The 12,205-nt window shown below is 69.6% G+C and carries 14 protein-coding genes and 1 pseudogene; 5 read left to right on the top strand and 10 right to left on the bottom strand.

What is annotated here, in order from left to right:
* The first annotated feature begins 18 nt into the window (after nucleotides 1-18).
* Nucleotides 19-1,500, top strand: coding sequence for an amidase (locus A5655_RS22175; protein WP_067013776.1), 1,482 nt, complete (start codon nucleotides 19-21; stop codon nucleotides 1,498-1,500).
* Between the two features lie 23 nt (nucleotides 1,501-1,523).
* A pseudogene (locus A5655_RS22180) lies at nucleotides 1,524-1,703 on the top strand (ornithine decarboxylase); the annotation flags it as partial.
* Here the strand turns inward: A5655_RS22180 and era are convergent.
* The 8 genes from era to hrcA all read right to left on the bottom strand — a co-directional run bounded on the left by era (nucleotide 1,692) and on the right by hrcA (nucleotide 8,992).
* Nucleotides 1,692-2,591, bottom strand: a complete 900-nt coding sequence (era, locus tag A5655_RS22185; RefSeq protein ID WP_067013780.1) for a GTPase Era — start codon at nucleotides 2,589-2,591, stop codon at nucleotides 1,692-1,694. The pseudogene A5655_RS22180 and the gene era overlap by 12 nt on opposite strands.
* A gap of 9 nt (nucleotides 2,592-2,600) precedes the next feature.
* Nucleotides 2,601-2,921, bottom strand: coding sequence for a cytidine deaminase (locus A5655_RS22190; protein WP_067013782.1), 321 nt, complete (start codon nucleotides 2,919-2,921; stop codon nucleotides 2,601-2,603).
* Nucleotides 2,914-4,221: a hemolysin family protein gene (locus A5655_RS22195; RefSeq protein WP_067013784.1), complete on the bottom strand. Its 1,308-nt coding sequence runs from the start codon at nucleotides 4,219-4,221 to the stop codon at nucleotides 2,914-2,916. Before A5655_RS22195 ends, A5655_RS22190 begins: the two co-directional genes overlap by 8 nt.
* Nucleotides 4,218-4,751: an rRNA maturation RNase YbeY gene (gene ybeY / locus A5655_RS22200; RefSeq protein ID WP_067013786.1), complete on the bottom strand. Its 534-nt coding sequence runs from the start codon at nucleotides 4,749-4,751 to the stop codon at nucleotides 4,218-4,220. The genes A5655_RS22195 and ybeY overlap by 4 nt, the downstream gene beginning before the upstream one ends.
* Complete coding sequence (locus A5655_RS22205) at nucleotides 4,748-5,785, bottom strand: PhoH family protein (protein ID WP_067013788.1); 1,038 nt, start codon at nucleotides 5,783-5,785, stop codon at nucleotides 4,748-4,750. The genes ybeY and A5655_RS22205 overlap by 4 nt, the downstream gene beginning before the upstream one ends.
* A 51-nt stretch (nucleotides 5,786-5,836) precedes the next feature.
* Nucleotides 5,837-6,619 carry a 16S rRNA (uracil(1498)-N(3))-methyltransferase gene (locus A5655_RS22210; RefSeq protein WP_067013790.1) on the bottom strand — a complete coding sequence of 261 codons (783 nt, stop codon included), beginning with the start codon at nucleotides 6,617-6,619 and terminating at the stop codon, nucleotides 5,837-5,839.
* A 113-nt stretch (nucleotides 6,620-6,732) separates the two neighbouring features.
* On the bottom strand, nucleotides 6,733-7,878 hold the full coding sequence (dnaJ, locus tag A5655_RS22215; RefSeq protein WP_067013792.1) for a molecular chaperone DnaJ: 1,146 nt from the start codon (nucleotides 7,876-7,878) through the stop codon (nucleotides 6,733-6,735).
* A 70-nt stretch (nucleotides 7,879-7,948) separates the two neighbouring features.
* Nucleotides 7,949-8,992, bottom strand: coding sequence for a heat-inducible transcriptional repressor HrcA (hrcA, locus tag A5655_RS22220; RefSeq protein ID WP_067013794.1), 1,044 nt, complete (start codon nucleotides 8,990-8,992; stop codon nucleotides 7,949-7,951).
* A 164-nt stretch (nucleotides 8,993-9,156) separates the two neighbouring features.
* Between hrcA and A5655_RS22225 the strand changes: the two genes are divergently transcribed.
* The 3 genes from A5655_RS22225 to A5655_RS22235 all read left to right on the top strand — a co-directional run bounded on the left by A5655_RS22225 (nucleotide 9,157) and on the right by A5655_RS22235 (nucleotide 11,019).
* On the top strand, nucleotides 9,157-9,471 hold the full coding sequence (locus A5655_RS22225) for a type II toxin-antitoxin system VapB family antitoxin (protein WP_067013796.1): 315 nt from the start codon (nucleotides 9,157-9,159) through the stop codon (nucleotides 9,469-9,471).
* A 64-nt stretch (nucleotides 9,472-9,535) separates the two neighbouring features.
* Entirely contained in the window at nucleotides 9,536-10,132 is a 597-nt protein-coding gene (locus tag A5655_RS22230) for a carboxymuconolactone decarboxylase family protein (RefSeq protein WP_067013798.1), read from the top strand.
* Nucleotides 10,129-11,019, top strand: a complete 891-nt coding sequence (locus A5655_RS22235; protein WP_067013852.1) for a sigma-70 family RNA polymerase sigma factor — start codon at nucleotides 10,129-10,131, stop codon at nucleotides 11,017-11,019. The genes A5655_RS22230 and A5655_RS22235 overlap by 4 nt, the downstream gene beginning before the upstream one ends.
* Here the strand turns inward: A5655_RS22235 and A5655_RS22240 are convergent.
* Together A5655_RS22240 and A5655_RS22245 are read right to left on the bottom strand one after the other, a co-directional pair.
* Entirely contained in the window at nucleotides 11,013-11,516 is a 504-nt protein-coding gene (locus A5655_RS22240; RefSeq protein ID WP_067013800.1) for a hypothetical protein, read from the bottom strand. The genes A5655_RS22235 and A5655_RS22240 overlap by 7 nt on opposite strands.
* A 148-nt stretch (nucleotides 11,517-11,664) precedes the next feature.
* Entirely contained in the window at nucleotides 11,665-12,132 is a 468-nt protein-coding gene (locus A5655_RS22245; RefSeq protein ID WP_067013802.1) for a hypothetical protein, read from the bottom strand.
* Nucleotides 12,133-12,205 lie beyond the last annotated feature (73 nt).

Below are 12,205 nucleotides of genomic sequence, written 5' to 3' on the forward strand. Positions count from 1 at the left end.
CCGTTAGTCTCGTACCCCGTGATTGGCGCTTCCGGGTCGGGCGCCGGGTCCCTCGCGGGATCCGGCTATCAGCGCCTGCCCACCCTAACTGACCTGCTCTATCAGCTGGCCAGCCGCGCTGTGACGTCCACCACGCTGGTGAGCCGCTCCCTGCACGCCATCCACACCAGCCAGCCGACGCTGAACGCCTTCCGGGTGGTGCTGACCGAGTCGGCGCTGGTCGACGCGGCCGAGGCCGATCGGCGACGCGCGGCCGGCGACACCGCCCCGCTGCTGGGCGTCCCGATCGCGGTCAAGGACGACGTCGACGTCGCGGGCGTGCCGACCGCGTTCGGCACCGAGGGGTACGTTGCGCCCGCCACCCAGGACGCCGAGGTGGTGCGCCGCCTGAAGGCTGCCGGCGCGGTGATCGTGGGCAAGACGAACACCTGCGAACTGGGCCAATGGCCGTTCACCAGCGGCCCCGGATTCGGACACACCCGCAACCCCTGGTCGCGCCGGCACACGCCGGGTGGATCGTCGGGGGGCAGCGCGGCCGCGGTGGCCGCGGGCTTGGTCACCGCCGCGATCGGCTCCGACGGCGCCGGCAGCGTGCGCATCCCCGCGGCGTGGACGCACCTGGTGGGCATCAAGCCGCAGCGCGGCCGCATCTCCACCTGGCCGTTGCCGGAGGCGTTCAACGGAATCACGGTCAACGGCGTGTTGGCGCGCACGGTGGCCGACGCGGCGTTGGTGCTGGACGCCGCGTCGGGCAACGTCGAGGGCGACCGGCACAAGCCGCCCCCGATCACGGCGTCCGACTATGTCGGGAAGGCGCCCGGTCCGCTCAACATCGCGCTGTCGACGCGGTTCCCCTACACCGGTTTCCGGGCCAAGTTGCACCCCGAGATCCTGGCCGCCACCCGCGCCGTCGGCAAGCAACTGCAGCTCCTGGGCCACACCGTCGTGCCCGGCAACCCCGACTACGGCCTGCGGTTGTCGTGGAATTTCCTGGCCCGGTCCACCGCGGGGCTGCGGGAGTGGGAGGAGCGGCTGGGCGACGGCGTCATCTGGGATCCCCGCACGTTGTCCAACCTGCGGGTGGGCCACGTGATGGGCGAGGCGATCCTGCGCAGCGCACGCCGCCACGAGGCCGCCGACCAGCGCCGGGTCGGCTCGATCTTCGACATCGTCGACGTGGTGCTCGCGCCGACCACCGCCCAGCCGCCGCCGCTGGCGCGCGCCTTCGACCGGTTGAGCGGCTTCGGCACCGACCGCACCATGATCGCCGCGTGCCCGTTGACCTGGCCGTGGAACCTGCTGGGCTGGCCGTCCATCAACGTGCCGGCCGGATTCACCTCCGAGGGTTTGCCGATCGGCGTGCAGCTGATGGGTCCGGCAAACAGCGAAGGGCTGCTCATCTCGCTGGCCGCAGAGCTCGAGGCCGTCTGCGGCTGGTCGACCAAGCAGCCCACGGTGTGGTGGCATGCCGGCGGCGACACGCCAGGGGCGCGCACATAGCTCGTGCCAACCCGGGTATCCGGTCGGGATGGATCAGCGCCGAGCAGGTCACCCCGTATCCGCCCGGGATTCCCGCCGTCGTCCCCGGCGAGTGCCTCAACGACGCCGTGCTGGACTATTTGTGTTCCGGTGTGCGCGCCGGGATGAACGTGCCCGACGCGGCCGATCCGTCGATGGAGACCGTCCGGGTGCTAAAAACCTAGCCGGCCAAGCTGTTTGGGGTCGCTCTGCCAGTTCTTGGCCACCTTCACGCGCAGGTCCAGATAGATTTTGGTGCCCAGCAGCTTCTCGATCTGGGCGCGCGCGGCGGTGCCGACTTGCCGCAGCCGCGCGCCGCCCTTGCCGATGACGATGCCCTTCTGGCTGTCCCGCTCCACGTAGAGGATGGCGTGCACGTCGATCAGGTCGTCGCGGTCTTCGCGCGGATTGATCTCGCCGATCACCACCGCCAGCGAGTGCGGCAGCTCGTCGCGAACCCCTTCCAGCGCGGCCTCGCGGATGAGCTCGGCTATCAGGACCTCCTCGGGCTCGTCGGTCAGCTCGCCGTCGGGGTAGTACGCGGGGCCGACGGGCAGCGCCGCGGCCAGCACGTCGACCAGCACGTCGACCTGCGCACCGGTCGCCGCCGACACCGGGACGATTTCGCATGAGCCGCCGACCAATTCGCTGACGGCGACCAGCTGCGCGGCCACCCGGTCTTTGGGCACCTTGTCGATCTTGGTGACGACCGCGACGAGCGTCGTCTTGGGTGCGACGGCACGGATCTGTTCGACGATCCAGCGGTCGCCCGGGCCGATGGCCTCGTCGGCCGGGATGCACAGCCCGATCACGTCCACTTCCGTGTAGGTATCGCGGACAAGATCGTTGAGGCGCTTGCCCAGCAGGGTGCGCGGCCGATGCAGGCCCGGGGTGTCGACCAGGACGATCTGGAAGTCTTCGCGGTGCACGATCCCGCGAATGGTGTGCCGGGTGGTCTGCGGTCGCGTCGAGGTGATCGCCACCTTGGCGCCGACGAGCGCGTTGGTCAGGGTCGACTTGCCGGTGTTCGGCCGGCCGACCAAACAGACGAAGCCCGAACGGAATTCAGCCATGCCGGCGCCTCATAGCAGGTTGCCGGCGCGGTCGGTGACGATGATCACGGCCGTGGGGGACAGTTCGCGGACCGCGACGATGCCCGGATCGTCGGCGGATCCCGCCACCAGGACGGCCGCCTCCAGGCCGGTCGCCCCGCTGGACGCGGCGGCGGCGACCGCGGCCTGCAGCCCGCTCAGCTTCAGCGTCGGCAGGTCCACCGGCGCGGCCGCATACGTGCGGCCGTCCGCGTCCCGCACCGCGGCGCCGCTGTCGGCCTCGGCGCGGGCCATCGCGGCGCGCGCCAGCACCACCAGCTTGGCGTCCTCGGCGTCCAGTTCGTCAGCCATGGTGATCGGCCTTCCCGTCCGTCGACCCGTCGGCGTCCGCCCGGCTCAGCAGGACGGTGTTGATCCGTACCCGCCCACGGTGATCCGGGCCGCCCTCGGCGCGCAACCGCAGGCCGTGCGAGACCACTTCGGCGCCCGGCAGCGGCACCCGGCCCAGTTCCAGGGCGACCAGGCCGCCCACGGTGTCAACGTCGAGGTCGTCGTCGAATTCCACGTCGTAGAGTTCCCCGACGTCTTCGATCGGCAGTCGCGCGGAAACCCGGAACCGCTTGTCGCCCAGGTCTTCTATCGGGGCCGTCTCCGCCTGGTCGTATTCGTCGGCGATCTCGCCGACGATTTCTTCCAGCACGTCTTCGATGCTGACCAGGCCGGCTATCGCGCCGTACTCGTCGACGAGCAGGGCCATGTGGTTGCGGTCGCGTTGCATCTCACGCAGCAGCGTGTCCAGCGGCTTGGAGTCCGGCACGAAGACCGCGGGGCGCATGACCTGCGACACCTTGGTGTCGCGACCACCGTCGGGCGACAGGAACGTCTGTTGGACAAGGTCTTTCAGGTACACCACGCCGACGACGTCGTCGACGTTCTCGCCGATCACCGGGATGCGGGAGTGCCCGCTGCGCACGGCCAGGTTCGTGGCCTGGCTGGCGGACTTGTCGCTTTCGATCCAGATCATCTCGGTGCGCGGCACCATCACCTCGCGGGCCGGGGTGTCACCGAGTTCGAAGACCGACTCGATCATCCGGCGTTCGTCGGCCGCGACCACGCCGCGCTGCTGGGCCAGGTCGACAACTTCGCGCAGTTCGATCTCCGAGGCGAACGGCCCATTTCGCAATCCGCGGCCCGGTGTGAGCGCGTTGCCCAGGACCACCAGCAACCTGCTGAGCGGCATCAGCAGCCACGAAATCACCCGGAGCGGAAGGGCCGTCATCAGCGAGATGGAATAGGCGTGCTGGCGCCCGAGGGTGCGGGGCCCGACCCCGATGACGACGAAGCTGGTCACCACCATGATGGTGGCCGCGCCGACCAACCCCCACTTGATGCCCCAGTTGTCGTAGAGAAACACCACCAGCAAGACGGTCGCGGTGATCTCGCAAATGATGCGCAGCAGCACCATCAGGTTGATGTAGCGGGGCCGCTCGCTCATCACCCTGAGCAGCGACACCGCGCCGGGTCGCTCCTCGCGGACCAGTTCCTGCACCCGGGCGAGCGAGACCGTGCTGACGGCGGCGTCGATCGCCGCGAAAAGCCCGCCCAAAGCGATCAGGGCGATCGCGCCGAGCAGCTGCGACACGCCGGTCAATTGTCGAAAAACCTTGACTTGTCCAGCAATCGGCGGTCCCGTTCCGCCTGGCGTTCCTGCTGATAGGCATCGACCTGTTCGGCGACCCATTCTTCGAGCAGCTTGTCCTGCAGGGCGAACATCTCTTTTTCCTCGTCCGGCTCGCCGTGGTCGTAGCCGAGCAGATGCAGCACCCCGTGAATCGTCAACAGCGCCAACTCATGTCCCAGGGTGTGGCCCGCCGCGGCCGCCTGCCCGGCGGCGAATTCCGGACACAACACGATGTCGCCCAGCATCGCCGGCCCCGGCTCGGGCGCGTCGGGGCGCCCACCCGGCTCGAGCTCGTCCATCGGGAAGCTCATCACGTCGGTCGGCCCGGGCAGGTCCATCCAGCGCATGTGCAGGTCGGCCATCGCCGCGGTGTCCAGCAGCACCATCGACAGCTCGGCGCTCGGGTTGACGTCCATCCTGGCGATCACGAACTTCGCGACGCTGACCAATTCCGCCTCGGAGACGTCGATCCCCGACTCGTTGGAGACTTCGATGCTCATCGGCGGCTTCGGCCACCCGAGGCCCGACGGGCCGCCCGGTTCATCCCCGAGCCGGGCTCTTCGTAGCGGGCGTAGGCGTCGACGATTTCCGAGACCAGCCGGTGGCGCACCACGTCGACGCTGGTCAGCTCCGCGATATAGATGTCGTCGACGCTTTCGAGGATCTCGACCGCCGAGCGCAGTCCCGACCGGGCGCCGCCGGGAAGATCGATCTGGGTCATGTCGCCCGTGACGACGACCTTCGACCCGAACCCGAGTCGGGTGAGGAACATCTTCATCTGTTCGGCGGTGGTGTTCTGGGCCTCGTCGAGGACGATGAAGGCATCATTAAGGGTGCGGCCACGCATGTATGCGAGCGGCGCGACCTCAATTACCCCGGCAGACATCAGCTTTGGGATCAGCTCGGCGTCCATCATGTCGTACAGCGCGTCATAAAGCGGGCGCAGATAGGGGTCGATCTTTTCGCTGAGCGTGCCCGGCAAAAAGCCAAGGCGCTCACCGGCTTCCACCGCCGGGCGGGTCAGGATGATCCGGCTGACCTGCTTGGTCTGCAGCGCGTGCACGGCCTTGGCCATGGCCAGATACGTCTTCCCGGTGCCGGCCGGGCCGACCCCGAAGACGATCGTGTTGGCGTCGATGGCGTCGACGTAGCGCTTCTGGTTGAGCGTCTTGGGCCGGATCGTGTTTCCGCGGCGCGACAGGATGTCCAGGGTGAGCACCTCGGCGGGTGATTCGTTGCCCGTGCCGACGAGCATCGCCACGCTATGGCGCACCACCTCCGGGGTCATCGGCTGGCCGCTGGCGACGATGGCTATCAGCTCGGAGACCACCCGCTCGGCGAGCGCGACGTCCGCCGGCTCACCGGAAATGGTGACGGCGTTGCCCCGCACATGCAGATCGGCGCTCAGGATGCGCTCCAGGGCGCGCAGGTTTTCGTCTGCCGAACCCAGCAGGCCCACGACGAGATCGGGCGGAACGTTGATGCTGCTGCGAACCTGGGAGGTCGATGCTGCGCTGGTCTCGCGGGGCGTCACGTGTTTTCCGATGCCTGCCTATCTGACGTGGTGAAATCCTGGCTTGCCAGTCTACCGCTGGTCAGGACCCTGTCCCAATGGTTCGTGTGCCGCCCACCGCGGGGTGAGCACGCCCAGCGCCCCGAGCGCCACCGCAGCCGCACTCGACGTCCGCAGCACCTGCGGGCCGAGCCGGACGGCCGTCGCGCCCGCGTCGGTCAACGCGGCGATCTCGTCGGGCGCGATGCCCCCTTCGGGCCCGATAACGAGGAGCACCGAATCCACTTGTGCCACATGGCTATCCGCGAGCCCGCCCGTCGCGGACTCGTGCAGCGCCAGCACCGCCGACCCGGCCGCCACCTCGTCTCGAACCCGTTGCGTCAGGGCGGCGGTGGACACCACGCCGTCGACGGGCGGGATGTGCGCCCGGCGGGACTGCCGCGCCGCCGACCGCGCGACCGCACGCCACCGCCGCAGGCCCTTGCCGACCCGCGCGCCCTCCCAGCTGGCCACGCAGCGGGACGCCTGCCAGGCGAGGAACGCGTCGGCGCCCGCCTCGGTGGCCAGCTCGATCGCCAACTCCGAGCGGTCCGACTTGGGCAGGGCCTGCACCACCGTCACCGCGGGACGCGGCGGCTCCACATTCCAGCGCTCCAGGACCCGCGCCCGCAGCCCGTCGCGGCCCGCCTGCTCGACCTCGCAGTGGGCGAGCGCGCCGGCGCCGTCGCCGAGGACCAGCCGTTCGCCCGGCCGAATGCGCCGCACGGTGGCGGCGTGGAAGCCCTCGTCGCCCTCGACGACGGCCAGTGCGCCGAGGTCGGGCAGTGCGTCGACGTAGAACAGCGTCGCCACCATCGGTTTCTCCTACGTCAAGCCGCCGAACGAGCGCGACGCCGAACGTGGGCACCAGGTACGAATACCGGCCCGAATTCGTCCATAGACCCCACGTTCGGCGAACCGGGAGGAAACTAGCGCCCGGTGAAGGTCTCGCGCAGCCGGCTGAACAGCCCCCCGGCGGCGTGCGTCGAGCGGACCTCGGCCACATCGCGGCTGCGGCGGTCCTTCAGCTCGCGCAGCAGCTCGGTGTCGCGGTGGTCGAGCCGGCTCGGCACCACTACCTCGACGTGGACGTTCAGATTGCCCCGGGCGCCCGAGCGCAGGTGCGGCATCCCGTGGCCGCGCAGCGTGATGACGGTGCCGGGCTGCGTGCCCGGCGGGATGTTGATCTCGCTCTTGCCGTCCAGGATGGCGTCGATGGTGACGGTGACGCCCAGCGCCGCGTCGACCATCGGCACCGAGACCGTGCAGTGCAGGTCGTCGCCCTCGCGGACGAAGATGTCGTGGGCCTGCTCGTGGACCTCGACGTACAGGTCACCGGCCGGCCCTCCGCCGGGCCCGACCTCGCCCTGCGCGGCGAGCCGGACGCGCATGCCGTCGCCGACGCCGGCCGGGATCTTGACGCTGATCTCGCGGCGGGCGCGCACCCGGCCGTCGCCCATGCACTGGTGGCACGGGTCGGGGATGACCACGCCCACACCACGGCAGGTGGGGCACGGCCGCGACGTCACCATCTGCCCCAGCAGCGAACGCTGCACGGTCTGCACCTCGCCGCGGCCGCCGCAGGTGTCGCAGGGCACCGGTGCGGAATCGCCGTTGGTGCCCTTGCCCTGGCAGCGATCGCACAGGACCGCGGTGTCGACGGTGACCTGCTTGGTCACCCCGGTCGCGCACTCTTCGAGGTCCAGCCGCATCCGCAGCAGCGAGTCCGAGCCGGGCCGAACCCGCCCGATCGGCCCGCGCGAGGCCGACCCCGCGTTGAAGCCGCCGCCGAAGAAGGCCTCGAACACGTCGCCCAAGTTGCCGAAGCCGCCGAACCCGCCGCCGGCCGCGGCCGCGTTCTCCAGCGGATCGCCGCCCAGGTCGACGATCCGGCGTTTCTCCGGGTCGCTGAGCACTTCGTAGGCGACGCTGATCTCCTTGAACTTCGCCTGCGCGGCCTCATCGGGGTTGACGTCCGGATGCAGCTCGCGCGCCAGCTTGCGGTAGGCGCGTTTGATGTCCGCATCGCTGGCGTTTCTGCTCACGCCGAGCAGCCCGTAATAGTCGCGTGCCACGCCTGACTCTCCTGAAAGGTCTTATGCCGCGCCTACGCGGCCGTCCACAAACTCCAGTGCGGGTGAGCGGTCATCGGGCACCCAGCACTTCGCCGATGTACAGAGCAACCGCGGCCACGCTGGCGATAGTTCCCGGATAGTCCATCCGGGTGGGGCCCAGCACACCCATGCCGCCGTACACGGTATCCGAGTGGCCGTACGCGGTGGACACCATCGAGGTCCCGACGATCTGCTCCGCGGCCGTTTCGTGGCCGATGCGGACGGTGACCTTGCCGGCTTCCTGCTGCGCCGCCAGCAACCGCAGCACCACCACCTGCTCCTCGAGCGCCTCCAGGATGGGCCGCAACGATCCGCCGAAATCCGCGGCGTTGCGGGTCAAGTTGGCGGTGCCGCCCATCAGCAGGCGTTCCTCGCTGTGCTCCACCAGCGACTCCAGCAGCACGGTCGCCGAGCGGCCGACGGCGTCGCTCAGGTTGGTGGCCAGCCCGCTGCGCCCGTGCAGCTCGCCGGCCAGGTCGGCGACCGCGGTCGATGCGGCGGACAGCCGCTTGCCGACCAGGGCCTGCCCCAGCATCTCGCGCAGCTGGGAAAGCTGATGGTCGTCGATGACGTCGCCGAGTTCGACGATCCGCTGGTCGACCCGGCCGGAGTCGGTGATGACGACCATCAACAGCCGCGCCGGCGTCAGCCCGACCACCTCCAGATGGCGGACGGTCGACGTCGAAAGGGTCGGGTACTGGACCACCGCCACCTGACGGGTCAGCTGCGCCAGCAGGCGCACCGCGCGGCGCAGCACGTCGTCGAGGTCGACGCCGGACTCCAGGAAGCTTTGGATCGCGCTCCGCTCGGCCGATGACAGCGGTTTGACGTCGTCGAGCCGGTCCACGAACTCGCGGTAGCCCTTTTCGGTGGGCACCCGCCCGGAGCTGGTGTGCGGCTGGGTGATGTACCCCTCGGCCTCCAGCACCGCCATGTCGTTGCGGACCGTGGCGGACGACACCCCCAGGTTGTGGCGCTCCACCAACGACTTCGAGCCGATCGGTTCCTTGGTGGCGACGAAGTCGGCGACGATGGCGCGCAGCACCTCAAAGCGACGCTCGTCGGCGCTTCCCATCGGCTCCCACCTCCTTGATCGCGTCCATTTTACGGGTCCGCGAAGGTACCAACCGCCAGTAGCGGGCGTCTGGCGGCGAACTCGGGCAAGTTCCCGGCTAGCCTGTCCAGCATGTACCGGTCGGGCCGAAGCGACGCTTCGCGGACGTCGAAGAAGGCCCGCCAATGATTTTCAAGGGCGTGCGCGAGGGCAAGCCGTATCCGGAGCACGGGCTGTCCTACAGGGACTGGTCCCAAATACCGCCCCAGCAGATCCGGCTCGACGAATTGGTCACGACGACGACCGTGCTGGCGCTGGACCGCCTGCTGTCGGAGGACTCCACCTTCTACGGCGACCTTTTCCCGCACGCGGTGCGGTGGAGGGGGATCACCTACCTCGAGGACGGGCTGCACCGCGCGGTGCGCGCCGCGCTGCGGAATCGCACCGTGCTGCACGCCCGGATATTCGACATGGACATGCCGCTGAGCCAGCAGACGTAGCTCGGTCACGTTCGGGCGTCGCCGGGTGTCGACCTAATGAGGACGACATTCAAGGAGGACCGCCATGCCTCGGCTGCAAGGAGTCTCGGACCGCGACGCCGGCCTGGGCGCCAAGATCGCCTTCTTCTTCACCAAGCGCAAGCTTTCGCAGATGGCCGGCCTGGAAACGGCGGGGATGCTGGAACCGTTGCGCATGTACGCGCACATCCCGCGGTTGCTCAACGCCTACGGCAAGCTGGAGCAGGCGGAGTCGAAGCTGGACATCCTCAGCCCCCGCCACCGCGCGCTGGCCGAGTTGAAGTCGGCGACGACCGTGGGCTGCGAGTACTGCATCGACCTGGGTTCACAGATCGCGCGCCAGTGGGGAATCACCGACGAGGAGCTGCTCGGGATGGCCGACTACCGAAACGCCGCGTGCTTCTCGGAGCTCGACAAGCTGATCCTGGAATACGCCACGGCGATCAGCCGCACCCCGGTCGAGGTGACCGATGAGCTATTCGACGCGCTGCGGGCCCACTTCGACACGCCGCAACTCGTCGCGCTCACCCACGTGATCAACCTGGGCAACATGCGCGCCCGGTTCAATATCGCGCTCGACATCGGCTCGTCCGGATTCTCCGCCAACCGGGTGTGCGCCCTGCCCGAGACCGGTCGCGCGTGACGGCGGCGGACGCGTCGTTGTCCGCCCGCTTCGAGGCGGCGCGGCCGAGGCTGGGCGCCCTGGCCTATCGCATGCTGGGGTCGGTCGACGACGCCCAGGACGCCGTACAGGAGGCGTGGCTGCGACTGGGCAACGGCAGGGGCGCGGAAAGCATCGCGAACCTCGACGCCTGGCTGACCACCGTGGTGGCCCGCATCTGCCTGAACGCGTTGCGCGACCGGCACGGGCGCGGGCGTGAGGAGCCGGTCGGGCGCCTGCCGGACCCGATCGTCGACGCCGAGGGCGAATTCGATCCCGAACACCGGGCGATGCTGGCCGACGCGGTGGGGCTGGCGCTGTTCGTGGTGCTGGATACCCTGCCGCCGGCTGAGCGGCTGGCCTTCGTGCTGCACGACGTGTTCGCCGTCCCGTTCGACGAGATCGCGCCCATCGTCGAGCGGACCCCGGAGGCGACGCGCAAGCTGGCCAGCCGGGCGCGCCGGCGCATCGAGGAGGCGGATCCGGCCCCCGACGGCGGCGTCGCCGCGCAACGCGAGGCCGTCGACGCCTTCTTCGCGGCGGGCCGCGCTGGCGACTTCGACCGGCTGGTGTCGGTGCTGGATCCCGGCGTCGTCCTGCGCGGCGATTTCGGCAAGGGCGCCAACGTGTTCCGCGCCGAGGGTGCGGCGTCGGTGGCCAAGCTGGCCCGCGGCTACGCGGAACCCGAACGCGAGGTGCGCCCGGCCATCGTCAACGGCGCCGCCGGCGCGGTCGTGTTCGTCGGCGGGCGGCCCACCGCGATCATGGGTTTCGTGGTGCGCGACGGGCGGGTGGCCAGCATCGACGTGCTGGCCGACCCGAACCGGATCGCCAAACTAGACCTGCGCGGCGTGCGCCCCGGTCACTGACCGGCGGCCTGCAGCAGCTCCATCGCCGAGGCGCGCGACAGCACCCAGCCGCCCTGGTTGACGAACGTGACGTTCTGGGTGACCGGCGACGTCAGCTTGGGCCCCGAGACCGCCACGTCGGCCGTCGCGGACCCGGCCGCGGCCGGTTGGATGTTGCTCACGCCGAACGACAGCGGCAGGTCGCCGTTCTTGGCCGCTTTCTGCAGCTTCTTGTCGGCGACGTGCGCTTCGATCCCGCTGATTCCGCCTTCGACCAGGTTGCTCTTGTTGGAGAACGAAACGCTGGGGTCGGCGAGGCTGTTCAGCACGCCGGTCAACTGGTCGGCCGTCGGCACGTTGACCGCCTGCGGCGGATCCTGCGGCAACGGCGCGCCGACCGCAATCAGCCGCACCGAGGCCGGCTCAGTCGGCGCCGCGATGGACGTGATGCCGGCGGCCGCTCCCCCGATGACACCCAGCGCTGCCGCGCCGACCGCCAAGAATTTGACGTTTTTCATGGTTCCCCCTCAGGTGGGCACGCGTCGAGGACCGTGCCGGTGTGCGTCTTCCGACTGTTGTTTCGTGTCTGCGCACGGTGACGTTACGGCCGCGCGATGTGAGCAGCCTGTGCGCCCGCTGTGTCGGTGCACAGGCTGCCCGGCTTCGCTAGTTCGTCGCGGTCGCCGCCTGTATCAGGGCGATCGCGGCGTCGTGCTGCAGTATCCAGTTGCCGCCCTCGTTGACGAACGCGAGGTGCTTTTCGACCGGCCCGGCGAACCTCGGTCCCGAGATGGCGACGTCGGCCTGGGCCATGTTCGGACCGGCCGGCGCAATGTTCGTCACGGCGAACGTCTCCGGGAAGTTTCCGTTGCGGTACGCCTTCCGCAGGTCATGGTCGGCCACATGGCCCTCATCGGGAGCGATGCCGTTTTGCACCAGGTTGGCCTTGGTCGTGTACGACACGCCGGGATCGGTGGCCTGGGTGCACAGGTTGGACAGCTGCTCCGGGCTGGGCAGTCCCGGCGCCGGCGGCGGATCCTGCGGTGGCGCGGCGGCGGCGGGCGGCACGCCGAAGGCCGCCGCGCCCATGGCTATCGCGCCGACGGCCAAGGATTTCACGGGTTTCGTTCTCATGGTCAGGTCCTCCCCCTGGTGGTAAGAGTTGTGATTCTGCCCCCGGCGCCTTCTGTTCTTGGTCTCGGGCGGG

It is taken from the genome of Mycobacterium sp. 1081908.1 (assembly GCF_001673535.1).
In the GTDB taxonomy this organism is placed as follows: Bacteria; Actinomycetota; Actinomycetes; order Mycobacteriales; family Mycobacteriaceae; genus Mycobacterium.